The following is a 25,537-nucleotide window of genomic DNA, read 5'->3' as shown; positions in this document are numbered from 1 at the left end:
GATAAACATCGTGCGGCTGACCGTGCCGTCCGGCAGAGTCGGCCCCCCGCCTAAGCTGAGGCCACCACAACGGCGGAACCGCCGAGCGCCCTACCGGGACATCAACACCAGGCCATCGGGGGACTACATGGAGTTTCGGGAGACGCCGCCTGCACCGGCGCTGCGCTTCCAGGTACTCGGTCCGGTCCAGGCCTGGCTCGACGGCAGGCAGCTCGCCCTCGGTTCCCCGCAGCAGCAGGCCGTTCTGACGATGCTTCTGCTGCACGCCGGACGCCCCGTCACCACCCAGGACCTCGTCGACGGCCTCTGGGGCGACCGCCCGCCCGCCCAGGCCGTCGCGGCGCTGCGCACCTACGTCTCCCGGCTGCGCACGGTCATCGAGCCCCGGCGCGAGGTGCGCCGGCCCGCCGAGTTCCTCGTCTCCGTCGCCGACGGCTACGCCCTGCACATCCCGGGCGAGGCCCTCGACATGACCGTGTTCGAGCACCTCGCCGCCGAGGCCGCGACCGCCCGCGGCGCCGGGGACCTCGACAACGCCCACCGGCTGCTGGTCCGTTCGCTCGGCCTGTTCGCCGGCCGTCCGCTCACCGGCGTCCCCGGTCCGTACGCGGACGCCCAGCGGCTGCGGCTGGCCGAGCGGCAGGTGTCCGTCGCCGAGGACCGGTGCGCGCTCGCCCTCGACATCGGCCTGCACGCCGAGGTGGTCGGCGAGCTGAACTCGCTCACCGCCGAGCACCCCCTGCGCGAGCGGCTGCGCGAACTGCTGATGCTCGCGCTGTACCGCTGCGGCCGGCAGGCCGAGGCGCTCGGCGTCTACACCGACACCCGCAAGCTGCTGATCGACGAACTGGGCGTCGAACCGGGCGCCGGGCTGTCCACCATGCATGCCCGGATCCTGGCCGCGGACCCGGCGCTGACCCTGCCGGCCGCCCCCGTCCCGGCGGCCGCCGCCACCCGCGAGGAGGGGCCGGCCGCCCCGCCGCCTCCGGCCCAACTCCCGGCCGACGTCTCGGACTTCAGTGGCCGCACCGAGATGGTGTCCGATCTCTCGGCGGTCCTGATGAACGCCACCGGCCAGGCCGTGGTGGTCACCTCGCTGGCCGGCATCGGCGGCGTCGGCAAGACCACGCTCGCCGTGCACGTCGCCCACCGGGTGCGCACCGAGTTCCCGGACGGGCAGCTGTACGTCGACCTCCGCGGCGCGGGCGCCTCGCCCGCCGACCCGGCCGTGGTGCTCGGTGACTTCCTGCACGCCCTCGGCGTCACCGAGAACCCGGACTCGCTGGAGCAGCGCGCCGCCCTCTACCGCTCGCTGCTCGCCAGCCGGCGGATGCTGATCCTGCTCGACAACGCCCAGGACGCCGAGCAGATCCGGCCGCTGATCCCCGGGGTGTCCAGCTGTGCGGTGCTCGCCACCAGCCGCTCCCGGCTGGCCGGCATCCCCGGCGCGCACCTGGTGGACGTCGAGGAGCTGACGCCGGAGGAGGCGCTCGCGCTGTTCTCCGCGATCGTCGGCGAGCAGCGCGTCGCCGCCGAACCGGAGGCGGCCATGGCAGTGGTGACCGCCTGCGGATTCCTGCCGCTCGCCGTCCGGATCGCCGCGGCCCGGCTCGCCAGCCGTCCCCGCTGGAGCGTCTCGGACCTCGCCCGCCGCTTAGCCGATCAGCGCCGGCGCCTGGACGAGCTCCAGCTCGGCAACCTCGCCGTGGAGACCACCATCGGGCTCGGCTACGGGCAGCTCTCCCCCGCCGAGGCCCGCGCCTTCCGCCTGCTCTCGGTCGTGGACTCCCCGGACCTGCCGCTGGCGGCGGTGTCCGCGCTGCTCGGTGTCGACGAGGACGAGGCCGAGGACCTCGCCGAGGCGCTCGTCGAGGCGAACATGCTGGAGACCTTCGCCCCCGGCCGCTACCGGTACCACGATCTTCTCCGGCTCTACGCGCAGCGGCAGAACGAGCGCTCCGGGGACGTGGCGGAGCAGCGGTCCGCCGTGCTCCGGCTGCTCGACCTCCTGCTCGCCACGGTCCGCAACGCGGCGCGGGCCATCGAACCCGACGACCAGCTGCCCGAGCCGCTCAACGTGCCCGGCTCCGGCGGCATCGCGCTGATCACCAACGCGTTCGCCCGGGAGTGGCTGCGGACCGAGACCGCGCTGCTCCTCAGCTCGGTCGAGGCCGCGGTCCAGGGCCCGGGCCTGCTGCTGCGGCCCGCCGTCGACCTGCTGATCATCCTCGGCAGCCTGGTGGAGGACCCGACCCACGGGGCGCGCGTGCGCCGGATGCTGGAGGCGGCGGAGCACAACGCCGGACGGTACGGGGACGCGGCGGCGCTCGCCCGGGTCCACTTCGCCTTCGGCACGCTGCAGTCGATCACCAACGACTTCCAGGGCGCCGAGCAGTCGCTGCGCAAGAGCCTCGGTTTGCAGGACGCGGACGACATGACCGTCCTGCAGTCCATGGCGGCCAACGACCTCGGCATCGTCCTCAGCCTCGCCAACCGCCCGGCCGAGGCGCTGCCGTTCTTCGAGCAGGCCCTCGCGATCAGCCGGGTGGTGGGCGCGCCGATCGGCGAGGCGCGGCTGCTCGGCAACATGGCCCGGGCCCAGCTCGGCCTGGGCATGGTCGAGACGGCCGTCAGCTCGGTCACCGAGGCGGTCGCCACCGCGCGCGCCTCGAAGAACGGCCCCTGCCTGGCCGACACCCTGTACCAACTCGGCGTGGTCCTCTCCTCCGCCGACGATCCCGCGACCGCCGCCGATCACCTGCGCGAGTCCCACCGGCTCTACCAGTCCCAGCAGAACCGGCTGCGCGAGGGCTACACCCTGGCCCGGCTCTCCTCCGCGCTGCTCGCCGCCGGCCAGCAGGCCGAGGCGGCCGAGGCCGCCGAGGAGTCGCTGGCGATCGGGCTGGAGATGGACTCCGCCTACTGCCAGGGCCTGGCCAACGCCGCACTGGGCGAGGCTCTGCTCGGCCTCGCCCAGCCCGCACGCGGCCTGGCGTGTCTGCGCGAAGCCCACGCCATCTTCACGCGGCTCGGTGTGCCGGAGGCCTCCCCCGTGGCGGACCTCATCTCCCAGCAGCACACCGAGCCCCTCTTTCCCCCCGCGCCGTAGGCCTCCGTTCCCCCGTGTTCCCCCCTGGAGGCCTTCCCCCGAGAGCGTCCGGTGTTCCCGCAGCCCCCCGGCTGCGGGAACACCGTCAACGCTTCCCCGGCGCTGGACTCCACTGTGCACCGACCGGATTGACGTTCAATAAACGCCCGATTGTCAGTCTGCGGACCGACGGATCCGCAGGTCAGCACGGGTGCGGACGCCGACCGTACGGCGTGCGGCCCCGATCGCACCACCCCGGGCCGCGCCCTGCGCTTCCGGGCAGGGGGCGGTGTCGGCCAACCGCCGCGAGTTGGCCGGAAACGGACCCCACGGCGCAGTGATCACGCATATTCTCGGAGGCCAGTACACACACGAGTGCACTTCCCCGGTGGACCAATCCGGAAAAGGCAGCGCGGCGGCGCTCCCGCAGTGCAGAGTGTCTCTGTGCAAAGAGTCTGTGCAAAGTGTCAGCGTGCAGTCAGCATGGCAATGCAGTCATTGTGACGCGGGGAGCGTGACGTACCGCCACCGGCAGCGGGCCGGCGGGGAAGCACGGACGCCGGGAGGAGACGGCGGCCCGGCCCCGCGCCTCGTCCGGCCGACCGGAGGCCCGGCCGAAAGGTGCCTCTCAATCGTGACGACCGGACAGATATCGGATCCGTTCCCCGTCGACGAGGACGCGGGTGGCGACGACGGGTCCGACGTCCTGCGCCGCCGGGCCGAGCGCGCCCTTCAGGCGGTCGCCTTCGACACCATCGGCACCGGCTACGCCGAGGCGTTCCCCTCCAAGGACGGACAGCTGGCCTGCGGCCACCGGCTGCTGGCCGCGCTGGAGCCGGGCGCCGCCGTGCTGGACGTCGGCTGCGGCAACGGCGAGCCGACCGTCCGCCAGCTGACCGCCGCCGGGATGCGGGTCACCGGGGTCGACCTCTCGGACGTCATGCTGACCCTGGCCCGGGAGGCCCGCCACCCCGGCCCCCACCCGCCCCTCCTGCACCGCATGGACATGTACGACCTCGCCACCGAGCGCGCCCGCTCCGCCTGGAACCTGCCGCGGCTCGGCCCCGCCGGGCGGGGCACCTTCGACGCGGTCACCGCCTTCTTCTCGCTGATCCTGCTCCCCCAGGACGAGATCCCCACCGTGCTCGGCCGGCTGCGCGAGCTGCTGCGGCCCGGCGGGCTGCTGGCGCTCGGTATGGTCGAGGCGGATCTCGATCACGTTCCCCTGCCGTTCCTCGGCCGGGAGCTGCGGATCAGCGGATATCTGCGGGAGGATCTCGAACGGGTCCTGCTGGCGGCCGGGTTCACGGTCGAGGAGCGGGAGGGCCGTCCGTACGCGCCCGCCAGCACCTCGCTGCCGCCGGAGGAGCAGCTCTTCCTCCGCTGCCGGCGGACCGGCTGACGACGCCGGACCGCGGCACCCCGGCAGCACCCAGGCACACCCCGGCAGTCCCCGACAGACCACAGACCGTACCGATCCCCAGGACAGGCACCCGTGCGCGACCAGCTCAATCCCGAGGCCGGAGAGCCGCCTGCCCTGCCGACCCCGCGCCGCCCGTCGTCACCCCCGGAGCGCGTCCCCGAGCGCCTCGCCTACCTCGACTCCGCGACCCGGCGGATCAACAGCGCCCTCGACCTGGCCGCCACCCTGCGCAACGTCGGCCGGGTGCTCGTCCCCGCCCTCGCCGACGCCGCCGTCGTCCACCTGCGCGACCCGCTGCCCAACGTCGAGCGCGAACCCGGCTTCCCCGAGCATCTGCGGATCCACCACAGCCAGGGCACCCGGCTGGGCCGGCGCGGCCGCCCGGCCGGCGACGACCGCCGCGACCGCTACGGCAGCCGGTACGGCGCCCGCTCCACCGCCGACCCCGGCCCGGCCACCCCGGTCACCCGCGGCGGCGCGCTCGCCCACACCCTGCTCAGCCGCCGCCCCGCCGAACCGGTCGTGCTCGGCGCGGACGGGAACAGCGGCAGCGCCCGCACCACCGAGCTGCTGCGCGAGCTGTACGGCGCCCGCGGCCTGGCCCGGCTCAGCCCGGGGACCTCGGTGCTCGCCCTGCCGCTGCGCGGGCGCAAGACCGTGCTGGGGCTGCTGGTGCTGATCCGGCGCCCGCGCGCCAAGAGCGGCCGGCCTGGCTTCGACGCCACCGACACCGCCACCGCCGCCCACCTCGCCACCCAGGCCGGGCTGGCCGTCGACACCGCGCTGCGGTACGCCCGCGAGTGGGAGATAGCCAACGAGCTCCAGCGCAGCATGCTGCCGCTGCGCCTGCCCCAGCCGCACGGCGTCCGGCTCGCCCAGCGCTACCTGCCCGGCGAGCGCGGCGCCCAGGTCGGCGGCGACTGGTACGACGCCGTACCGCTGCCCGGCAACCGGGTGGCGCTGATCGTCGGCGACGTGATGGGCCACTCGCTCACCTCGGCCGCCATCATGGGCCAGCTGCGCACCAGCGCCCAGACCCTGGCCGCGCTCGACCTGCCGCCGCACGAGGTGCTCTACCACCTGGACGAACAGGCCCAGCGGCTCGGCCGCGAGCAGCACCTGGCGACCTGCGTCTACGCCGTCTACGACCCGATCGCCAACCGGGTGGTGCTCGCCAACGCCGGGCACGTGCCGCCGGTGCTCGTCCAGCCGGACGGCACCGCCGAGCTGCTCGACCTGGAGGCGGGCGCCCCGATCGGCGTCGGCGGGGTCGACTTCTCCTCCGTCGAGCTGCCCGCCCCGCCCGGCTCCGCCCTGCTGCTGTTCACCGACGGCCTGGTGGAGACCCGCAACCGGCCGCTCAGCGACGGCCTCGAACTGCTCCGCGCCCGGCTCGCGGGCGCCCAGCGGCACGCGCCCGAGCACCTCTGCCAGGAGGCGCTGCGGATCCTGCCGCCCGGTGACCGGGGCGACGACATCGCGCTGCTGGCCGCCTGCTTCGACGGCATCCCGGCCGGGGACGTCGCCCACTGGTACCTCCAGCCGCGCAACGAGACGCCGGGGCGGGCGCGCCGGCTGGCCGCGCACACGCTGCGCCGCTGGGGTCTGGAGGAGCTGACCGAGGCGACCGAACTGATGGTCAGCGAGCTGGTCACCAACGCCGTCCAGCACGCCACCCGCCCGGTGACGCTGAGCCTGGTCCGCACCACCCGGCTGCGCTGCGAGGTCGGCGACGACAGCCCGCTGCTGCCCCGGCCGCGCCGGACCGGGCCGGAGGACGAGCGCGGGCGGGGCCTGCAGATCGTGGCCCGGTGCGCCGAGCGCTGGGGCGCGACCCGGCTGGGCACCGGCAAGGTGGTCTGGTTCGAGCAGCGCCTGCCGTGACGTGCGACGGGGCCGCCCCGGCGCACTGTGCCGGGGCGGCCCCCCGCCGGGCCGTCAGACCTGTTCGGGCACCTTGGGCGCCCCGGGCGCCCCGGGCTCCGGGTCGGCGCCGCTCCCGGCGGGCTCCAGCCGGGCCATCAGCTGCTCGCCCTCCATGTCCACCCGGGGCACCACCCTGTCCAGGCTCTTCGGGAACCACCAGGCGGCCCGCCCGAACAGCGCCATCGCGGCCGGCACCAGGGCCATCCGCACCACGAAGGCGTCCACCAGCACGCCCACCGCGAGCGCGAACCCGATCGGCTGGACGATCGGGTCGTGGCCGAAGACGAACGAGCCGAAGACCGCGATCATGATCAGCGCCGCCGCGGTCACCACCCGGGCCCCGTTCCGCACCCCGGCCACCACGGCGTCGCGCGCCGTCATGCCGTGCACGTGGTGCTCCTTCATGCCGGAGACCAGGAACAGCTCGTAGTCCATCGCCAGCCCGAACAGCACGCCGATCAGCAGGATCGGCACGAAGCTGACCACCGGGCCGACCTTCGGCACGTCGATCAGGCCGTCCAGCCAGCCCCACTGGTAGACCGCGACGACGGCGCCGAGCGAGGCCGTGATGGAGAGCAGGAAGCCCGCCACCGCCTTCAGCGGCACCAGGACCGACCGGAAGGCCAGCGCCAGCAGCACCAGGGCGATGCCCACGATCACCGCGACGAACGGCGGCAGCGCGTCGGCGAGCTTGGCGGAGACGTCGATGTTGGCGGCGGTGGTGCCGGTGACGTCGATCCGCGCGCCGGTCCCGGCCCGGAGCTCCTCGCGCTGCTCGCGGATGTCGGTGACCAGCTGCCGGGTGTCGGCGTGGTCCGGGCCGGTCTTCGGGATGACCGGCAGCAGGGCGGTCCGGCTCGGCGCGTCGAGCTGCGGCGGGAGCAGGGTCTGCACGCCGGGCAGCGCGGCGAGCCGGTCGGCCACGCCCTGCACCGCCTGCTCCGGTTCGGAGGCCCCGGCGGCGTCGACCACGACGACCAGCGGGGCGTTGAAGCCGGGGCCGAAGCCGCGGTCGACCAGGTCGTAGGCGGTGCGGGCGTCGGTGCCCTTCGCCTGCGAGCCGCCGCCGGGCAGGCCGAGGGTGAGGCTCGCGGCGGGCACGGCGAGCGCGACCAGCGCGGTGAGACCGGCCAGCAGGACGGCCAGCGGGCGGCGCACCACGAAGCCCGCCCAGCGCTCGCCGAGCGTCGTGCGGCCCGTGGTCCGCGGCGCGCGCCGCCGGACCGGCAGCCGGTCGATGCCGCGGCCGGCGAAGCCGAGCAGGGCGGGCAGCAGGGTGATCGCGACGAGCACCGCGACGACGACGGCGCCGGAGGCGGCCAGGCCCATCACGGTCAGGAACGGCACGCCGGCGACCGCGAGACCGGCCAGGGCGGCGACCACGGTGAGGCCGGCGAAGACCACCGCGCTGCCGGCGGTCGCGTTGGCGCGGGCGGCGGCCTCCTGGGGCTCCAGACCCTCGGCCAGGTGGCGGCGGTGCCGGGAGACGATGAACAGGGCGTAGTCGATGCCGACCGCCAGTCCGACCATCAGCGCCAGCACCGGCGCGGTGGAGATGATCTCGAACGAGCCCGCCACGGTGAACACGGCGGCCATCGCGACACCGACCCCGATCAGGGCGGTGACCAGCGGGAGCCCGGCCGCGGCCAGCGAGCCCAGGGTGACCACCAGGACCACCCCGGCCACGATCAGGCCGATCACCTCGCCGCCGTCCACCTGGGCCATCTGGTTGTAGGCGTCGCCGCCGAAGGCGACCGTGACCCCGGCCGCGCGGGCCGGGTCCGCCGCCGCCCGGACGGCGTCGCGCTGCTGGTCGGTGATGTCGCCGAGCTCGCTGTCGAAGGAGACCAGGCCCAGCGCGAGCGTGCCGTCGGGGGAGAGCGCGCCGGTGGTGTACGGGTCGGGGACGCCCGCGACGCCCGGGACGGCGGCGATCCGGGTGACCGCCTCGCCGACCGCCCGCGCGGTTCCGGGGTCGGTGATGCCGCCGGGCGCGTCGACGGCGAAGACCACCTGGGCCGAGCCGTGGCCCTGCTCGGGGAAGGTGCCCTTGATCCGGTCCAGGGTGGCCTGGGCCTCGGTGCCGGGGACCTTGAACTCCTCGGAGGTCGCGCCGCCGAAGGCCGCCGCCGCGCCGCCGAGGGCGATCAGCAGGGCCAGCCAGACGGCGAGCACGGTTCGCCTGCGGCGGAAGCAGAGGCGGCCCAGGCGGTACAGGTACGTGGCCATGCGTACACCTTCGGTGGGGTCGTTTCCGGCTGGTCGTCCAGTCGTCCGCACCACCGTACGCGGAACTTGTTCACGTGACAAAGTCGAATGACGGGAACGTGTGACGCAATCGTTCGATCCAGTTGTGTGAACATGGCGATACCCTGGCCCAATGGCTCATGTCCCGGCGGCCGAACGGCGCCCCCAACTCATCCAGGCCGCCATCGACCTGATGGCCCGCGAGGGCGTGGCCGCCGGCAGCACCCGCGCCATCGCGGCCGAGCTGGGCGTGGCACAGGCGACGGTGCACTACACCTTCGGCACCAAGAAGGACCTCTACCGGGCCGTCGTCGAGGAGCTGACCGCCGACTTCATCGGCCAGGTGCGGGCGTCCGCGCCGGACGACGGCCCGTTCGGCGAGCAGATCCGCACGATGGTCTACGCCCTGTGGGACAGCGCCGTCGGTGAGCGCGGGAAGTGCGCGCTGATCACCGAGTTCTCCGCGATGTCGCTGCGCGACCCGGACCTCCAGGAGATCATGCGGGCGCTCCAGCACGAGATCGAGGCCACCGCCGCCGAACTCCTCACCGGGCTCGCCGCCGCCCACGGGCACCCGCCGGCGCTGCCCGCGCAGGAGATCGCGGTGTACTTCCTGGCCGGCTTCAACGGGCTGACCGACCGCTACCTGGTGCTCAAGGCCGCCGGCGAGGATCCCGAGGAGGAGTCCCGCCGGGCGCTCGACCTGCTGGTCGCCACCACGGTCGGGCTCTGTCTCGGCACGCCCGCCGCGGGCTGACGGCCGGGACCGGGGCCGGGGCTACGGCTGCGACTGCGACTATGGCTGCGGCTGCGGCTGCGGCTCGACGATCCGGACCGGCAGCTCCGCCAGCACCTCGCGCAGGGTGACGGCGAAGCGGTCGTACTCGGCGCTGCGGGCCGAGCCCGGCCGGGTGGCGAGGCCGATCCGGCGGCCCGGCGCGGGTGCGGCGAAGCGGACGGCGGCCAGCCGGTCGGTGCGGCCCGCCTCCACGTCCAGCGCGGTGGCGGGCAGCAGGGTCACCCCGAGACCGCCGGCCACCAGCTGCACCAGGGTGGAGAGTCCGGCCGCCCGGGTGGTGGAGCCGGCCGGGTCGGCGCCGACCTCGCGGCAGATGTCGAGGGCCTGGTCGCGCAGGCAGTGGCCCTCCTCCAGCAGCAGCACGTCCAGGTCGAGCAGCACGTCGCGCGGCACGTCGACCCGGCCGGCCAGCTCGTGGTCGGGCGGGGCGACCAGCACGAAGTCCTCGTCGAACAGCGGGATGTCCCGGGTCGGCGCGCCGCCGCCGGCCGGCAGCGCCAGCAGCAGCACGTCCAGCCGCCCGGCGGCCAGCCCCTCCAGCAGCGAGGGCGTCCGCTCCTCGTGGACGTGCAGCTCCAGCTCCGGGTAGCGGTCGCGGACCAGCCGCAGCACGGTCGGCAGCAGGTACGGCGCGACGGTCGGGATGACGCCCAGGTGCAGCGGTCCGGTGAACGGCCGGCGGGCGGCCTCCACCTCCTCGGTGAGCGCCTGCAGGGAGGAGAGCACCCGGCGCGAGTGCTCCAGTACGCGCTCCCCCAGGGGGGTGATCATCACCCGGCGCGTCGTACGCTCGACGAGCTGCGCGCCCAGCGACTCCTCCAGCGCCGCGACCGCTCCGGAGAGCGCCGGCTGGCTCGTCCCGGTGGCCGCCGCGGCCTCCCGGAAGTGCCGGTGCTCGGCCACCGCCACGAAGGCCTTGAGCTGGGCGACCGTGGGTGTCCGGGGGCTGCGCGGGGTGGCGTTCGCCACAGTCGCCTCGGGTTTGCGGGCGGGACCCCTGCGACGGGCGGGGCGGGCGGGGGGCACGGGGCTGTTGATAACTCTCTCCGATCAGACACATCGAGTGTAGCTATTTCCCTGATCAGTCCACGATGTGGAATGGTGGAACCCGTTCCGCAAACCGGACAAACTCCCCACCCCTCTCAGGAGAAGCGAACGTGCTGACGATCGGCGACCAGTTCCCGGCCTACAACCTCAAGGGCGTGGAAGGCCCGTCCGCTGACAAGCTGGAGTTCAAGGACTACACCTCGGAGGACCAGAACGGCTGGAAGGTCGTCTTCTTCTGGCCGATGGACTTCACCTTCGTCTGTCCGACCGAGATCGCCGCGTTCGGCAAGCTGAACGAGGAGTTCGCCGACCGTGACGCCAAGATCTTCGGCGTCTCCGGCGACTCGGAGTTCGTGCACCACGCCTGGCGCAAGGACCACAAGGACCTCAACGACCTGCCGTTCCCGATGCTGGCCGACATCAAGCACGACCTGATGCGTGCCTGCGGCGTCGAGAACGCGGACGGCACCGCCCAGCGCGCCGTCTTCATCGTCGACCCGAACAACGAGATCCAGTTCGCCATGGTGACCGCGGGCTCCGTCGGCCGCAACCCCAAGGAGGTCCTGCGGGTGCTGGACGCCCTGCAGACCGACGAGCTGTGCCCGTGCAACTGGAACAAGGGCGAGGACACCCTCGACGCCCAGGCCCTGCTGGCGGGCTGACCCATGGCCCTCGACGACCTGAAGTCCGCCCTCCCGGACTACGCCAAGGACCTCAAGCTCAACCTGGGCTCGGTCATCGGCAACTCGGACCTCCCCGCCCAGCAGCTGTGGGGCACCGTCCTCTCCTGCGCGATGGCCACCCGCAGCCCCGCCGTCCTGCGCGAGCTGGAGCCCGAGGCCAAGGCCAACCTCTCCCCGGAGGCGTACAACGCCGCCAAGGGCGCGGCCGCGATCATGGGGATGAACAACGTCTACTACCGGACGCTGCACCTGCTCTCCGACAAGGAGTACAGCAGCATGCGGGCCGGTCTGCGGATGAACATCATCGGCACCCCGGGCGTCGAGAAGGTCGACTTCGAGCTCTGGTGCTTCGCGGTCTCCGCGATCAACGGCTGCGGCCAGTGCCTCGACTCCCACGAGGCCGTCCTGCGCAAGGCCGGCGTCGACCGCGAGGTCGTCCAGGCCTCGATGAAGATCGCCGCCGTCCTCCAGGCCGTCGCCGGCGTCCTCGACTCCGAGGCCGCCCTCGCGACCGCCACCGCCTGACCCGCACCACCCCGAACGGGCCCCTCCCCCGGACTCCCCCCGAGTCCCGGCGAGGGGCCCGTCCGTGTGTGTCGGGGGGCGGGGGGTCAGGCGGTCGGGGGGCGGGTGGCGGCTTCGCGGGCGGCTTCGAGGGCGGTGAAGACGGCCTGGCCGGCCTCGTTGCGGCGGCGGAGGTGGGTGACCACGGTGTTGGTGACGGCGATCAGGGGGACGGCGACGATGGCGCCGCCGATGCCGCCGATGATGGAGCCGGCGGCCACGCCGAGGACCACGCCGAGGGGGTGGACGCGGACGGCGCGGCCGAGGATCAGCGGCTGGAGCACGTGGCCCTCGATCTGCTGGACGGCGATCAGCACGACCAGCACCATCAGCGCCGTCCAGGGCGTCGTGGTGACCAGCGCGATCAGCACCGCGACCGTCCCGGTGACCAGCGCGCCGACCAGCGGGACGAAGGCGCCCAGGAAGATGATCACGGCGAGCGGCAGGGCCATCGGCACGCCGAGCAGCTGGATGCCGATGCCGATGCAGACCGCGTCGATGAAGGCCACGCAGACGGTGCCGCGGACGTAGGCGGTGAGCGTGGCCCAGGCCTTCGGGCCGGCGCCGGCCATCGCGTAGCGGGAGTGCCGGGGCAGACCGCGCAGCGCCCAGTTCCAGATCCGCTCGCCGTCGTAGAGCAGGAAGAAGGTGGTGAAGAAGGCGAGCAGGACGGCGGTGAGCACCTCGACGGCGATCTGCGCGCCGGTGATGCTCGCCGAGGTGATCTGCTCGGTGTTGGTGCTGATCGCCTTGGTGATCTGGTTGGCGAAGTCGGTGATCTGCTGCTCGGTGAGGTGCAGCGGCCCGGTGATCAGCCAGTCCCGCAGCTGGTCGACACCGGCCTTGACCTTGCTGGTGACGGTCTCCAGGTTGGTCGTCACCTGCCAGACCACGAACCAGCCGACCAGCCCGATGCCGGCCAGTCCGCTCATGAACACCCCGCCGGCCGCCAGCGAGCGCGGGACGCCGTGGCGGCGCAGCCAGGAGACGGTGGGCTCCAGCAGCGCGGAGATCAGCAGCGAGGCGAGCACCGCGAAGGCGACCAGCCGCAGCATGTCGACGATGTAGAAGACGACGTACAGCGCGGCGCCGAGGAGCAGCAGCCGCCAGGTGGACTCGGCGGCGACCCGCAGGCCCCACGGCACCGCCTCGGCGGGGGTGGCGGGCCGGCCGAAGTGCCCGTGCGAGGCGGGGACGGCGGGCGACGGCGGCGCGGGTGCAATGGTGGGAGCGGTGGGAGCGGCGGGCGCGGGGACGGGCGCCGGAACGGTAACGGGAACGGAAGCAGGAGCCGGCGCGGGGACCGCGGACGGCGGGGTGGCCCCGGAGCGCGGGCCCGGCAGCGGGTCGGCCGGCAGCGGGGGCAGCCCGGACAGCGGCGGTTCGTGGAAGTCGGCCGCCATCGCGGCCCGCCGACGCCGTTCGATCACGGCGGCCGCGCTCGCCACCACGGCCATGCCCTTGGCCACGGCCTTGAAGGCCTTTCCGCCCCGCGCCATGCTCGTTACCACTTCTCCCCGCCGGAGCCGCCCGGTGCGGCGGCACGCCGTGGGTCCCGCCACGGCCGTCAGGAAGACGCTACCCGGCCGGGAGGCGGTGAGTCCGCTCCGAGGGCACGTTCCGCGCGGGTTCTTCGGGGCCGATTCCGGGGCAAACCAGCACGTCCCCGGTGGTTTCAGGCGCCGGGCAGCGGGGAGGAGTCGGTCGGGAACACGGAGCCACCTGTCGGCGGACCGGCCGGCGCGGGGAGCTACCAGGACCCCTCCCCGTCCCCGCGTCCGCACCCAGGACCGCACCGCCCGCCGGCGCACTGGTCAGCGCGGCCCGGGCGGCGCGGCCCGCTCCCCGGGCGGAGTGCGCCGTCACGGACGGCGCGTCGAGACGAACACCGCGGCCCCCGGTCACGACGAGTGCGTGACCGGGGGCCGCGGTGGTGTTCCTAGTACCAGTGGTGCGACTGCCAGAACGACCAGGCGCCGCAGGGGCTGCCGTAGCGGCTGTTCATGTAGTTCAGGCCCCACTTGATCTGGGTGGCCGGGTTGGTGCGCCAGTCGGCGCCGGCCGAGGCCATCTTGGAGCCGGGCAGCGCCTGGACCAGGCCGTACGCGCCGGAGCTCTTGTTGGTGGCGGTGTAGTTCCAGCCGCTCTCGCGCTTCACGATCTGGCTGAAGCACTGGAACTGGGCGTCGTTGCCGACGATCTGCTGGGCCAGCTCCTGCACCGAACCGGGGCTGACCGAGACCGCGGGGGCGGACGCGGTGCTGTCGGTGGCGGCCATCGCCGAGCGTGCCTTGGAGCGGTTCGCGGCGGCCTCGTCGGCCTTGCGCTTCTCCTCGGCGGCCTTCGCGGCCTTCTCCGCCTCGGCCTTGGCGGCCGCCTCGGCGGCCTCCTTGGCAGCGGCGTCGGCCTTGGCCTGGGCCTCGGCGGCGGCCTGCTGGCGGGCGGCCTCTTCGGCGGCCTTCTGCTCGGCGGCCGCCTTGGCGGCGGCGTCGGCGGCGGCCTGCTGGGCGGTTGCCTGCGTACCGATGTTGTCGCTGATGGTCTGCGCCTGGGCGCCGGAGGGGACTTCGGCAAGCAGGGTCGCGCCGGCGACGTCGACCGTCTGCGTCGTCTTGCCCTCGCTGCCCGAGGCCATGCCGACGACGGCACCGACAGCGGTGACGGCGGTGGCGGAGGCGACAGCAACTCCCCGGACCGAGATCCGAGTCACATGGATTCCTTCCAGCATCGCCCACGCGTGACCGTACGGGCGCAACATGCCCCTTGGCGCTGTCCTCCGTACGGTGCTGGTCACGGGAGGTACTGACCCGGCGTCCGGCCGAGGTGAGGCGACCGGGCGTTGTGATCGGGCGGCGTACGGCTCTCGGTTTTCAATTGTGCGTCCACCGACCGGAGTTGGTGGACCGTCCGGGCCGGACTCCCGGTCTTCCGGAAGCCCTGCCATGCCGTACGCGGGGCCTGACAGAACCCTCACCATGCCGCACGGGGACCTGTCGACGCAATTCCCCGTTGCGTGGCGGATCTCACATTCACCGAACCGGCGTTCGCCGGACGCAAAGCACTCGATGTGATGAAAAGGACGGGGCCCGCTCCGTCAGGAACGGGCCCCGTGCCGGGGATTGGTGCTTTTGTCCGCGAATGTCCGGATGGTCAGGATGAGCCCCGGATGTCAGCGGCTCACGGGTTGACGTCCTCCAGCATCTCCGTCACCAGCGCCGCGATCGGCGAACGCTCCGAGCGGGTCAGCGTGATGTGCGCGAAGAGCGGATGCCCCTTCAGCTTCTCCACCACCGCCACCACGCCGTCGTAGCGGCCGACCCGGAGGTTGTCCCGCTGCGCCACGTCGTGGGTGAGCACCACCCGCGAGCCCTGGCCGATCCGGGACAGCACCGTCAGCAGGACGTTGCGCTCCAGGGACTGCGCCTCGTCCACGATCACGAAGGCGTCGTGCAGGGAACGCCCGCGGATGTGGGTCAGCGGCAGGACCTCCAACATGCCCCGGGAGATGACCTCCTCGATCACGTCCGGGCTGGTGACCGCCGAGAGGGTGTCGAAGACCGCCTGGGACCAGGGGCTCATCTTCTCCGTCTCGGTGCCCGGGAGGTAGCCGAGCTCCTGGCCGCCGACCGCGTACAGCGGCCGGAAGACCATCACCTTGCGGTGCTGCTGCCGCTCCAGGACCGCCTCCAGGCCGGCGCACAGCGCCAGCGCGGACTTGCCGGTACCGGCCCGGCCGCCCAGCGAGACGATCCCGACCTCCGGGTCGAGCAGGAGGTCCAGCGCCACCCGCTGCTCGGCACTGCGCCCGCGCAGGCCGAACGCCTCGCGCTCCCCGCGCACCAGCCGGACCCGCCCGTCGCCGGTGACCCGGCCGAGCGCCTTGCCCCGCTCGGAGGTGAGCACGAGTCCGGTGTGCACCGGCAGCTCGGCGGTGCCGTCGACGTCCACCCCCGCCTCGTGGCCGGCCGCGAACAGCGCGTCCACGTCGTCGGCCGGGACGTGCAGCTCGGCCATGCCCGTCCAGCCGGAGGTGATCGCCAGCTCGGCCCGGTACTCCTCGGCGAGCAGGCCGACCGAGGACGCCTTGATCCGCAGCGGCAGGTCCTTGGAGACGACGGTGACGTCGTACCCCTCGGCCTGCAGGTTGCGGGCCACCGCCAGGATCCGGGTGTCGGCCTCGCCGCCACCGGCCCGGTAGCCGGCCGGCAGTATCGACGGGTCGGAGTGGTTGAGCTCCACCCGGATGGTGCCGCCGAGCTCGCCGACCGGGATGGGCTCGTCGAGGCGGCCGTACCGGATCCGGTAGTCGTCGAGCAGTCGCAGCGCCTGGCGGGCGAAATACCCCAGCTCCGGGTGGTGCCGCTTGGCCTCCAGCTCGGTGACCACGACCACCGGGAGGACGACCTCGTGCTCCTCGAAGCGGGTCATGGCGAGCGGGTCCGCCAGGAGCACACTGGTGTCGAGAACGTACGTGCGCCGGTCTGGTGTCCGGCGGCTCTTGGAACTGACCACTAGGCCTCCAGGGCGGATGACCCTGCGTCATCCGCGGCAAGCCGGCCCCCGCTGCCCCGGTGGCCTCGGGGCCGGTCTGATCGGAGTATTCCCAGGCGGGGGGCGGTGCATTCGCGCCGTCGGAGAACTGACGGATCATTGCGGGTGAACGTTTGGCCTCGCCCGGCAGCCGGGTAGGCCAGCCCCTACGGTGGTCAATCCCGCCCGCCCGGGGCGCCGGCCCCGCCCGCCCGGGACGTTCCGGCCCCCGTCAGAGACCCATCCGCCGGTTGCGCTGCTCGAAGGCGCGCAGCGCCCGCAGGAAGTCGACCTTGCGGAAGGCCGGCCAGTACGCCTCGCAGAAGTAGAACTCGCTGTGCGCGCTCTGCCAGAGCAGGAAGCCGGAGAGCCGCTGCTCGCCCGAGGTGCGGATGACCAGGTCGGGGTCGGGCTGGCCCTTGGTGTAGAGGTGCTCGGCGATGTGCTCGACGTCCAGGATCTCGGCCAGTTCCTCGATCGAGGTGCCCCGGCCGGCGTGCTCCTGGAGCAGCGAGCGGACGGCGTCGGCGATCTCGTGCCGGCCGCCGTAGCCGACGGCCACGTTGACGGTGATGCCCTCGATGCCCGCGGTCTCCTCGGCCGCCCGCTTCAGGACGTCCGCGGTGTGCTGCGGCAGCAGGTCCAGCGCGCCGACCGGGTTGATCCGCCAGCGGCGGGCGGCGGCGAGGTTGGTGACGGCGTCCTCGATGATCCCGAGCAGCGGGACCAGCTCGTCGGCCGGGCGGTCGAGGTTGTCGGTGGAGAGCATCCACAGGGTGACGACCTTGACGTGGGTCTCGTCGCACCAGCCGAGGAACTCGCTGATCTTGTCGGCGCCGCGCTGGTGGCCGTAGGCGGTGGAGCCGCCGGTCGCACGGGCCCAGCGGCGGTTGCCGTCGAGGATCACGCCGATGTGGTGCGGGGTGCGGGCGAGGTGCACCTCGACCCGGCGCCCGTAGAGGCCGTACATCCCGTCCAGCAGGACGCGCAGACCCGGCGTGCGTTCGACGACATCGCGCAGACCCATGGTTTTCGGCCCCTCCGTGCTCACTTCACCGGGTGCTTCAGAACCCCCGGCGCAGCCTACTCCCGCGCTGTGGCGGCAGGGAAAGCCGCAGGTCGCGGGAGGGTCACGGTCCTGTACGAAGTCTGTCCCGGCGGGCGCGTCCGCGTTGGCCTGAACGCGCCGGAACGGCGCTCCGGGGACGCTCCGGGGAACGCCCGGCGGCCGGATACGGAACGGTCTCCGATTCCTTAAGGAATCCGTAAGCCGACGGTTCAATGCTTGACGACCCCCAATGGTCTAGTCCAGCTTTTGTTCCCAGGGCGGAACAGAACACCGGACCCGCCCTCGTCAAGGCAGTACTTCGGACGCAATGCCCTCCCCCACACGCGGCCGCCGCGCCCCCCACCGCGGCGGCCGCTCCTCCCCCACAGGAGCGCACCTCCATGGCCCGTACGCTGAACCGGCCCGTGTCGCACAAGCGCCGCCGCGGCCCCGTCCCGGCCCTCGCCGCGGGCGCCACCGCTCTCGCCCTGGCCGGCACCGGCCTCGCCCTCTTCGCCGGCGGCGCCAACGCGGCCGCCGGGAACCTGGTCGCCAACGGCGGCTTCGACGGCTCGCTGAGCGGCTGGGTCTGCGCCGGCGCGGCGAGCGCCGTCTCCACGCCGGTCCACTCCGGCTCGGGCGCGCTGCAGGCCACGCCGAGCGCCGGGGACACCGCCGAGTGCACCCAGACCATCAGCGTGCTGCCCAACACCAGCTACACCCTGAGTGCCTGGGTCCAGGGCCCGTACGCCTACCTCGGTGCCCGCGGCACCGGCGGCACCGACCCGAGCGTCTGGTCCAACCAGAACAGCTGGAACCAGCTCTCCACCACCTTCACCACCGGTGCGAGCGCCAAGAGCATCACCGTCTACCTGCACGGCTGGTACGGCCAGAGCGCCTTCCTCGCCGACGACGTCGTGCTGAGCGGCCCGGGCGGGCCCGTCACCCCGAGCCCGACCGCGACGGTCACCCCCACCCCGACCGTCACCCCCACGGTGACGCCGACCGTCACGCCGACCCAGACCGTCACCCCGACCCCCACCCAGACGGTCACCCCCACCCCGACCCAGACGGTCACCCCGACGCCGACCGCGACGTCCACCGGCAACCCGAACACCGGGGTGCCGAAGCACGCCATCACCGGCTACTGGCACAACTTCGACAACAAGGGCAACAACCTCCAGAAGCTGAGCGACGTCCCGGCCGCGTACGACATCATCGCGGTCTCGTTCGCCGACGCCGTCGCCAACCGCGCCGGTGCCATCACCTTCAAGCTGGACCCGGAGCTCTCGGCCGGCCTCGGCGGCTACACCGACGCCCAGTTCCGTGCCGACGTGAAGGCCAAGCAGGCGGCCGGCAAGAAGGTCATCATCTCGGTCGGCGGCCAGAACGGCGCCATCTCGGTCAACGACGCCACCGCGGCCCAGACCTTCGTCGACACCGCCTACGCCGTCATCAAGGACTACGGCTTCGACGGCATCGACATCGACCTGGAGAACGGCGTCAACGCGACGCACATGGCCAACGCCCTGCACAGCCTCCAGGCCAAGATCGGCTCCAGCTTCGTCCTGACGATGGCCCCGGAGACCATCGGGATGTACTCCACCGCCGGCGCCTACTTCCAGCTGGCGCTGAACACCAAGGACATCCTGACCGTCGTCAACACCCAGTTCTACAACTCGGGCGGCATGAACGGCTGCGACGGCAAGGTCTACACCCAGGGCACCATCGACTTCATCACCTCGCAGATCTGCACCCACATCCAGGGCGGTCTGCGGCCCGACCAGGTCGGCATCGGCGTCCCCGCCTCCAGCAAGGCGGCCGGTGGCGGCTACGTCGCGCCGAGCGTCGTCAACAACGCGCTGGACTGCCTGGCCGCCGGCAAGAACTGCGGAAGCTTCGTCCCGCCGGCCAAGTGGCCGACCATCCGGGGCGCGATGACCTGGTCCACCAACTGGGACTCCGTGAACGGGAACGCCTTCGCCAACACGGTCGGCTCGTTCGTCCACCAGATGCCGTAACTCCCCCCGGCGCGCCGCTCCTTGAGGGTGGGGCCTGCGCGTCGGCGGCGGGCCCGTCGTACCTGACCGGTACGGCGGGCCCGTTCGCGTTCCGGGGCGGAGGGCGCCTCCCGCCCCGGCGGGCTCAGGAGTGGCCGCCCCGGCGGGCTCAGGAGTGGCCCAGCACCGCCAGCAGGGTGCCGAGCAGCAGGAACGGCCCCAGCGGCACCTCCCGGCCGCGCACCGGACGGCGGCGCACCAGGGCGGTCAGCAGCACACCGACCGACCAGAGCCCCGCCAGCAGCACGAAGGCGGCCAGGCCCGCGAAGGCGGCGGACCAGCCGTACCGGCCGAGCAGCGCGCCGAGGCCGAGCGCCAGCACGGTGTCCCCCGCGCCCACCAGCCCCAGCTGGACCGGCACCTCGAACAGCACCCCGGCGGCCAGCGCCACCAGCAGGCAGCGCAGCAGCACCCCCGGGGCGTCCTGCGCCAGCTGCACGCCCGTCAGCAGCACCGCGAGGCCCGCCGCCAGCGTCCAGGTGAGCGGGTAGGGCAGCCGGTGCACCCGGGCGTCGGTGAAGCCGAGCACCACACCGGGCCCGGCCAGCCAGAGCAGCAGCAGCGCGTCCGCCGGGTGCGCGGCGGCCAGCGCGGCGGCGGCCGCGGCCGCGGTGACCGCCTCCACCCGCCAGGGGCCGGGGCCGAGCCCGGTCCGGCAGCCCGGGCACCGCCCGGTGGGCGGCAGTCCGCGCAGCTCACGCCCGCAGGACGGGCAGGCCAGGCACCACGGTTCGTCCTGCGGCACGGCGTAGCGCACCACCAGTCCGCGCAGCGCCGGTGCCACCAGCAGTCCGGCCAGTACCGCTCCCAGCGCGCTCGCGATCACGGCCCGCCCCCTCCGTCCCCTGACGCGGCCGCCGACGGCCGGCGGCGCCCGCACCAGTGTGCCGTCCGTCTCGTTCCGGACGGCACCCCTCCGCGGCTCCTCGTCTTCGGCGCCGTTCCGGGCGCCCGGCCGCCGATCCACAAGGCGGCCCGAGGGCTGCGCCTCCTGATCGAAGGCGGAGCGGAACGGCGGGCTCCGGGGGTCCCGCGCGGGTGCGGCGACACGCGCCGAAGTGCCCGTTCGTACCCCTAAAGTAGGCAGGCATGCAGGTCATCCAGTCCAGCAAGCTCGCCAATGTCTGCTACGACATCCGCGGTCCGGTGCTCGACGAGGCGATGCGGCTGGAGGAACAGGGCCACCGCATCCTGAAGCTCAACACCGGCAATCCCGCGCTGTTCGGCTTCGACGCGCCCCCGGAGATCCTCCAGGACATCCTGCGCAACCTCTCCACCGCGCACGGCTACGGCGACTCCAAGGGTCTGCTCTCCGCGCGCCGCGCCGTGGTGATGCACTACGAGGAGCGCGGCCTGGACGGCCTGACCGTCGAGGACGTCTTCCTCGGCAACGGCGTCTCCGAACTGATCCAGCTGGCGATGACCGCGCTGCTGGACGACGGCGACGAGGTGCTCGTCCCGGCCCCGGACTACCCGCTGTGGACGGCGTCCGTCTCGCTGGCCGGCGGCACCGCCGTGCACTACCGCTGCGACGAGCAGTCCGAGTGGTACCCGGACCTCGCGGACATCGAGTCCAAGGTCACCGACCGGACCAGGGCGCTGGTGGTGATCAACCCCAACAACCCGACCGGCGCCGTCTACCCGCGCGAGGTGCTGGAGGGGCTGGCCGCGATCGCCCGGCGGCACCGGCTGGTGATCTACGCGGACGAGATCTACGACAAGATCCTCTACGACGACGCCGAGCACGTCCCGCTCGCCAGCCTCGCGCCGGACCTCTTCTGCGTCACCTTCAACGGCCTGTCCAAGTCCTACCGGGTGGCGGGCTTCCGCTCCGGCTGGATGGTGCTCTCCGGCGAGCGCACCCACGCCCGCAGCTACGTCGAGGGCCTGAACGTGCTCGCCTCGATGCGGCTGTGTGCCAACATGCCGGCCCAGCACGCGGTGGCCGCGGCGCTCGGCGGACGCCAGTCGATCAAGGACCTGGTCCTGCCCGGCGGCCGGCTGCTGGAGTCCCGGGACGCCGCGTACCGGCTGCTCAACGAGATCCCCGGGGTCAGCTGCGTGAAGCCGAAGGGCGCGCTGTACGCCTTCCCCCGGCTGGACCCCAAGGTCTTCAAGATCAAAGACGACGCCAGGATGGTGCTCGACCTGCTGCGGGCCGAACGGATCCTGCTGGTCCAGGGCACCGGCTTCAACTGGCCCGAGCCGGACCACTTCCGGCTGGTCACCCTGCCGCGCGCGGAGGAGATCACCGACGCGGTCACCCGGATCGGCGTCTTCCTCGGCGGCTACACCCAGCCGTAGGGCGGGCGGCCCGGGGGCCCCGGACGAGCCTCGGCCGGGCGGGCCGGGCGGGCCGGGCAGGCCGGGCAGGCCGGGAAAGAGCTACGGCCGGGCGGGCCGGAAAAGAGCTACGGCCGGAGTCCCGGTCCGGGCGATCTCCTTGGTCGGGGAAAGATCGTCCACCGGGGCTCCGGCCGTCCTGTCGCCGGCCGGCGCGCGGTTCGTGCAGCGCGCCGACCTCTCTACCGCTCCTGCTGAGGCTCAGGCTCAGCCGAGGCGGGCGACCAGGTCCCGGTACTCGTCCCACAGCGCGGTGGGCGTGTGCTCACCGAACATCTCCAGGTGGGCCGGGACGAGCGCGGCCTCCTGACGCCAGATGTCGGCGTCGACGGTGAAGAGCAGGTCGAGGTCCTCCTTCGACAGCTCCAGGCCGTCCAGGTCGAAGCCCTCGACGGTCGGCAGCACGCCGATCGGGGTCTCGACGCCCGCGCCGGTGCCCTCCAGCCGCTCGACGACCCACTTCAGCACCCGGCTGTTCTCGCCGTAGCCCGGCCAGACGAACTTGCCGTCGGCGTTCTTGCGGAACCAGTTGACGTAGTAGATCTTCGGCAGCTTGGCGGCGTCCGCCAGGGCGCCGACCTTCAGCCAGTGGGCGAAGTAGTCGCCCATGTTGTAGCCGCAGAACGGCAGCATCGCGAACGGGTCGCGGCGCAGCTCGCCGACGGTGCCCTCGGCGGCGGCGGTCTTCTCGGAGGCGATGTTGGCGCCGAGGAAGACGCCGTGCTGCCAGTTGAAGGACTCCGTCACCAGCGGGACGGCGGTGGCACGGCGGCCGCCGAACAGGATGGCCGAGATCGGCACACCCGCCGGGTCCTCCCACTCGGGGGCGATGGTCGGGCACTGCGCGGCCGGGACGGCGAAGCGGGCGTTCGGGTGGGCGGCCGGGGTGCCGGACTCCGGCGTCCAGTCGTCGCCGCGCCAGTCGGTCAGGTGGGCGGGCTTCTCGTCGGTGAGGCCCTCCCACCAGACGTCGCCGTCGTCGGTCAGCGCGACGTTGGTGAAGACGGTGTTGCCCCAGAGGGTGTCGATCGCGTTGGCGTTGGTGTCGACACCGGTGCCGGGGGCGACGCCGAAGAAGCCCGCCTCCGGGTTGATGGCGTACAGCCGGCCGTCGGCGCCGAAGCGCATCCAGGCGATGTCGTCGCCGATCGTCTCGACCTTCCAGCCCGGGATGGTGGGCTGGAGCATCGCCAGGTTGGTCTTGCCGCAGGCGGACGGGAAGGCGGCGGCGACGTACTTGGGCTCGGCCTCGCCCGCGGGGCCCGCCGGCGGGGTGAGCTTCAGAATGAGCATGTGCTCGGCCAGCCAGCCCTCGTCGCGGGCCATGGTCGAGGCGATGCGCAGCGCGTAGCACTTCTTGCCGAGCAGGGCGTTGCCGCCGTAGCCGGAGCCGAAGGACCAGATCTCGCGGGTCTCCGGGAAGTGCGAGATGTACTTGGTGCTGCTGCACGGCCACGGCACGTCCGCCTGGCCCTCGGCGAGCGGGGCGCCGACGGTGTGCACGGCCTTGACGAAGTCGCCGTCCTCGCCGAGCTGGTCGAGCACGGCCCGGCCCATGCGGGTCATCACCCGCATCGACACGGCGACGTAGGCGGAGTCGGTGATCTCGACGCCGTAGGCGGCCAGGGGGGAGCCGACCGGGCCCATCGAGAACGGCACGACGTACATGGTGCGGCCCTTCATGGCGCCGCGGAACAGGCCCTGCTCGCCCTGGAAGATCTCGCGCATCTCGGCGGGAGCCTTCCAGTGGTTGGTCGGGCCGGCGTCCTTCTCCTGCTCGGAGCAGATGAAGGTGCGGTCCTCCACGCGCGCCACGTCCGAGGGGTCCGAGGCGGCGTAGTAGGAGTTGGGTCGCTTCTCCTCGTTGAGCTTCTTGAAAGTGCCCTGGGCGACGAGCAGGTCCGCGAGGCGCTGGTACTCCTCCTCGGAACCGTCGCACCACTCGACGCGGTCCGGCTGGGTGAGCTCCGCGATCTCGTCCACCCACGCCAGCAGACGCTGGTGGCGGGTGGGCGCGGCGCTGAGAGCAGCCGAGTTCTCGTTCGACACGATCGCTCCGTTTCACGCCATCCCGGCGGGGAGACGGCGTAGCGGGGGTTGAGGGTGCTTGCAGCGTAGCTCCGGACCCCCGGCCTCAACGCGGCAGATCGGCAGAGTTGACGCATCTTTTACTACAGTACGGATGATTACCGGCCAGTAGTGAGGCCTTCCCGACGCTCCCGAAGGCCCGCACCCCCTCGATCCAATACTCCAAAACGTCCAAGTCGTGATGAGCGCCACTTCCTACGACTCAGTAACCTACGGAGCCGTAGGTAGCGGGTAGCATGCCGCTCATGACTGCTGAGCTCCTGGAGAGCACGGAGCGTGTGGAGAGCAAGCCGAAGTGGCGCGGCTGGCTGCACGCCGGAATGTTCCCCGCCACGGTGGCCGCCGGGATCGTCCTGATCTGCCTGGCCGAACCGGGCCCCGCGAGGATCGCCTGCGCGATCTACTCCGTCAGCGCCTGGCTGCTCTTCGGGGTCAGCGCGGTCTACCACCGCTTCCACTGGGGCCCGCGCGGCGACGCGGTGCTGCGCCGGCTGGACCACGCGAACATCTTCCTGATCATCGCGGGGACCTACACCCCGTTCACCATCCTGCTGCTGGACGGCGCCGCCCGGCAGGTGCTGCTCTGGGCGGTCTGGGGCGGCGCGCTGGCCGGGATAGCCTTCCGGGTCTTCTGGGTCGGCGCGCCGCGCTGGCTCTACACGCCGGTGTACCTCGCGCTGGGCTGGGCCGCGGCGTTCTTCCTGCCGGACTTCCTGCGCGCCGGCGGTGTCGCCGTCCTGGTGCTGATGATCGTCGGCGGCGTGCTCTACAGCATCGGCGGCGTCGTGTACGGGCTCAAGCGGCCCGACCCGTCACCGCGCTGGTTCGGCTTCCACGAGGTGTTCCACGCCTTCACCCTCGGGGCCTTCATCACGCAGTACGTCGGAGTCTCACTGGTGGCCTACAGCGCGGCCGGCTGAGCCCGGCGCCCCGTGACGGGCGGTCGGCCGGTCGTGCGACCGGACGGCCGCCCGTTCCGCCGTCCACTCCCGGACCGGGCGCTCGTGGGCCCGGTCGTGCGGCGTCCGCTCGTACGGCGCCCGCTCGCGCGCCCCGTCGCGCCGGCGCTCGCGCGGCCGGTCGTGGCGCTCGTGCACGTACGGGGCGCGGACCGGCCGCCCGGCCTGGCGCGCGTCGATGGCCTCCCGGGCCCGGCGGCAGCGCTCGCAGTGCGCGGCGTCCACCGTGCCGCCGGCCGTCCGGTGCGCACGCGGGGCCGACCGGCGCTGCGGATCCGGGGCCTGGTGGAGCAGCCTCCAGCGCCGGCCCACGTAGACCATCAGCAGCAGCACCTCGATCCCGGCGACCACCAGCACCAGCGCGGCGCCGTGGATCAGATAGGCCGCGACCACGGCCAGCGCCGATCCCACCACCACCGCGGCGCCCCAGATCTGGGCACCCGACTCCCGAACGGCCATTTCGGCTTCCCCTTCCTGCGCCGGGCTCGTGGTCGGCCCCTGCCGCCCCACCCCTTCTCCGCTCTCGGCACGCATCGGCCCGCACTGACCGACGGCCACATCGTATCTACCGTCAGTCACCCGCAACCGCCCGAAAGCAGCGAACGACAGATCAACGTTGCGTCAATTCCCCGTGCGGAACGCGCACTTCCAGGACACATCACGGAGCGTGACGAGCCTCCGGCGGCCGCCCCGCATTGACGGCCGCCATCTTTTGGGAGTTACTGTCATTTG

At 72.9% G+C, this 25,537-nt stretch carries 18 protein-coding genes; 9 read left to right on the top strand and 9 right to left on the bottom strand.

Annotated elements, in window-relative coordinates; genetic code table 11:
* The first annotated feature begins 127 nt into the window (after positions 1-127).
* The 3 genes from ACFVVL_RS15890 (at position 128) to ACFVVL_RS15880 (ending at position 6,395) form a co-directional block, all read left to right on the top strand.
* A complete protein-coding gene (locus ACFVVL_RS15890; RefSeq protein ID WP_380294350.1) occupies positions 128-3,109 on the top strand; it encodes a BTAD domain-containing putative transcriptional regulator in 2,982 nt (993 codons plus the stop codon).
* Positions 3,110-3,794: 685 nt separating this feature from the next.
* The gene (locus ACFVVL_RS15885; protein ID WP_380294353.1) at positions 3,795-4,490 is read left to right on the top strand and encodes a class I SAM-dependent methyltransferase; all 696 of its coding nucleotides are present in this window, start codon (positions 3,795-3,797) and stop codon (positions 4,488-4,490) included.
* 93 nt (positions 4,491-4,583) lie between these two features.
* Positions 4,584-6,395 carry a SpoIIE family protein phosphatase gene (locus tag ACFVVL_RS15880; RefSeq protein ID WP_380294349.1) on the top strand — a complete coding sequence of 604 codons (1,812 nt, stop codon included), beginning with the start codon at positions 4,584-4,586 and terminating at the stop codon, positions 6,393-6,395.
* Between the two features lie 54 nt (positions 6,396-6,449).
* Here ACFVVL_RS15880 and ACFVVL_RS15875 read toward each other — a convergent pair whose 3' ends face one another.
* A complete protein-coding gene (locus tag ACFVVL_RS15875) occupies positions 6,450-8,666 on the bottom strand; it encodes an MMPL family transporter (protein WP_387675419.1) in 2,217 nt (738 codons plus the stop codon).
* 151 nt (positions 8,667-8,817) lie between these two features.
* Between ACFVVL_RS15875 and ACFVVL_RS15870 the strand changes: the two genes are divergently transcribed.
* A complete protein-coding gene (locus tag ACFVVL_RS15870; RefSeq protein WP_380294347.1) occupies positions 8,818-9,441 on the top strand; it encodes a TetR/AcrR family transcriptional regulator in 624 nt (207 codons plus the stop codon).
* A 39-nt stretch (positions 9,442-9,480) separates the two neighbouring features.
* Here ACFVVL_RS15870 and ACFVVL_RS15865 read toward each other — a convergent pair whose 3' ends face one another.
* Entirely contained in the window at positions 9,481-10,452 is a 972-nt protein-coding gene (locus tag ACFVVL_RS15865; protein ID WP_387675416.1) for a LysR substrate-binding domain-containing protein, read from the bottom strand.
* A gap of 188 nt (positions 10,453-10,640) precedes the next feature.
* On the opposite strand from ACFVVL_RS15865, the gene ACFVVL_RS15860 reads away from it, so the two are divergent.
* Both ACFVVL_RS15860 and ACFVVL_RS15855 read left to right on the top strand, forming a co-directional pair.
* On the top strand, positions 10,641-11,192 hold the full coding sequence (locus ACFVVL_RS15860; RefSeq protein ID WP_380294345.1) for a peroxiredoxin: 552 nt from the start codon (positions 10,641-10,643) through the stop codon (positions 11,190-11,192).
* 3 nt (positions 11,193-11,195) lie between these two features.
* The gene (locus ACFVVL_RS15855) at positions 11,196-11,738 is read left to right on the top strand and encodes an alkyl hydroperoxide reductase (RefSeq protein ID WP_387675412.1); all 543 of its coding nucleotides are present in this window, start codon (positions 11,196-11,198) and stop codon (positions 11,736-11,738) included.
* An 86-nt stretch (positions 11,739-11,824) separates the two neighbouring features.
* Here ACFVVL_RS15855 and ACFVVL_RS15850 read toward each other — a convergent pair whose 3' ends face one another.
* The 4 genes from ACFVVL_RS15850 to ACFVVL_RS15835 all read right to left on the bottom strand — a co-directional run bounded on the left by ACFVVL_RS15850 (position 11,825) and on the right by ACFVVL_RS15835 (position 17,334).
* Positions 11,825-13,276, bottom strand: a complete 1,452-nt coding sequence (locus tag ACFVVL_RS15850; RefSeq protein ID WP_387675409.1) for an AI-2E family transporter — start codon at positions 13,274-13,276, stop codon at positions 11,825-11,827.
* Between the two features lie 440 nt (positions 13,277-13,716).
* Positions 13,717-14,487: a transglycosylase SLT domain-containing protein gene (locus ACFVVL_RS15845; protein ID WP_380294341.1), complete on the bottom strand. Its 771-nt coding sequence runs from the start codon at positions 14,485-14,487 to the stop codon at positions 13,717-13,719.
* Between the two features lie 467 nt (positions 14,488-14,954).
* A complete protein-coding gene (locus tag ACFVVL_RS15840; protein WP_380294340.1) occupies positions 14,955-16,289 on the bottom strand; it encodes a PhoH family protein in 1,335 nt (444 codons plus the stop codon).
* A gap of 250 nt (positions 16,290-16,539) precedes the next feature.
* On the bottom strand, positions 16,540-17,334 hold the full coding sequence (locus ACFVVL_RS15835) for an isoprenyl transferase (protein WP_380294339.1): 795 nt from the start codon (positions 17,332-17,334) through the stop codon (positions 16,540-16,542).
* A gap of 422 nt (positions 17,335-17,756) precedes the next feature.
* Between ACFVVL_RS15835 and ACFVVL_RS15830 the strand changes: the two genes are divergently transcribed.
* Positions 17,757-19,376 carry a chitinase gene (locus ACFVVL_RS15830; RefSeq protein ID WP_387675405.1) on the top strand — a complete coding sequence of 540 codons (1,620 nt, stop codon included), beginning with the start codon at positions 17,757-17,759 and terminating at the stop codon, positions 19,374-19,376.
* A gap of 148 nt (positions 19,377-19,524) precedes the next feature.
* Here the strand turns inward: ACFVVL_RS15830 and ACFVVL_RS15825 are convergent, their stop codons facing one another.
* On the bottom strand, positions 19,525-20,241 hold the full coding sequence (locus tag ACFVVL_RS15825; protein ID WP_380294337.1) for a prepilin peptidase: 717 nt from the start codon (positions 20,239-20,241) through the stop codon (positions 19,525-19,527).
* Between the two features lie 263 nt (positions 20,242-20,504).
* Here ACFVVL_RS15825 and ACFVVL_RS15820 point away from each other — a divergent pair, with 263 nt between their 5' ends.
* A complete protein-coding gene (locus tag ACFVVL_RS15820; protein WP_387675402.1) occupies positions 20,505-21,719 on the top strand; it encodes a pyridoxal phosphate-dependent aminotransferase in 1,215 nt (404 codons plus the stop codon).
* 246 nt (positions 21,720-21,965) lie between these two features.
* On the opposite strand, the gene ACFVVL_RS15815 is transcribed toward ACFVVL_RS15820, so the two are convergent.
* Positions 21,966-23,807 (bottom strand): phosphoenolpyruvate carboxykinase (GTP), encoded by a 1,842-nt coding sequence (locus ACFVVL_RS15815; RefSeq protein WP_380294335.1) that lies wholly within the window; start codon positions 23,805-23,807, stop codon positions 21,966-21,968.
* Between the two features lie 284 nt (positions 23,808-24,091).
* Between ACFVVL_RS15815 and ACFVVL_RS15810 the strand changes: the two genes are divergently transcribed.
* Positions 24,092-24,766, top strand: a complete 675-nt coding sequence (locus ACFVVL_RS15810; RefSeq protein ID WP_387675399.1) for a hemolysin III family protein — start codon at positions 24,092-24,094, stop codon at positions 24,764-24,766.
* Here ACFVVL_RS15810 and ACFVVL_RS15805 read toward each other — a convergent pair.
* Positions 24,737-25,264, bottom strand: coding sequence for a hypothetical protein (locus ACFVVL_RS15805; RefSeq protein ID WP_387675396.1), 528 nt, complete (start codon positions 25,262-25,264; stop codon positions 24,737-24,739). The genes ACFVVL_RS15810 and ACFVVL_RS15805 overlap by 30 nt on opposite strands.
* Positions 25,265-25,537 lie beyond the last annotated feature (273 nt).

It is taken from the genome of Kitasatospora sp. NPDC058115, assembly GCF_042884635.1.
Taxonomy (GTDB): Bacteria; Actinomycetota; Actinomycetes; order Streptomycetales; family Streptomycetaceae; genus Kitasatospora.
The sequence above is the reverse complement of the archived record's forward strand: the minus strand, read 5'-3'. Positions and strand labels throughout refer to the sequence as shown.

Coding starts and splice junctions, on each gene's coding strand:
- ACFVVL_RS15875 (WP_387675419.1), bottom strand. CDS start 8,666: ATGGCCACGTACCTGTACCGCCTGGGCCGCCTCTGCTTCCGCCGCAGG.
- ACFVVL_RS15820 (WP_387675402.1), top strand. CDS start 20,505: ATGCAGGTCATCCAGTCCAGCAAGCTCGCCAATGTCTGCTACGACATC.
- ACFVVL_RS15805 (WP_387675396.1), bottom strand. CDS start 25,264: ATGGCCGTTCGGGAGTCGGGTGCCCAGATCTGGGGCGCCGCGGTGGTG.
- ACFVVL_RS15850 (WP_387675409.1), bottom strand. CDS start 13,276: ATGGCGCGGGGCGGAAAGGCCTTCAAGGCCGTGGCCAAGGGCATGGCC.
- ACFVVL_RS15870 (WP_380294347.1), top strand. CDS start 8,818: ATGGCTCATGTCCCGGCGGCCGAACGGCGCCCCCAACTCATCCAGGCC.
- ACFVVL_RS15890 (WP_380294350.1), top strand. CDS start 128: ATGGAGTTTCGGGAGACGCCGCCTGCACCGGCGCTGCGCTTCCAGGTA.
- ACFVVL_RS15810 (WP_387675399.1), top strand. CDS start 24,092: ATGACTGCTGAGCTCCTGGAGAGCACGGAGCGTGTGGAGAGCAAGCCG.
- ACFVVL_RS15855 (WP_387675412.1), top strand. CDS start 11,196: ATGGCCCTCGACGACCTGAAGTCCGCCCTCCCGGACTACGCCAAGGAC.
- ACFVVL_RS15835 (WP_380294339.1), bottom strand. CDS start 17,334: ATGGGTCTGCGCGATGTCGTCGAACGCACGCCGGGTCTGCGCGTCCTG.
- ACFVVL_RS15830 (WP_387675405.1), top strand. CDS start 17,757: ATGGCCCGTACGCTGAACCGGCCCGTGTCGCACAAGCGCCGCCGCGGC.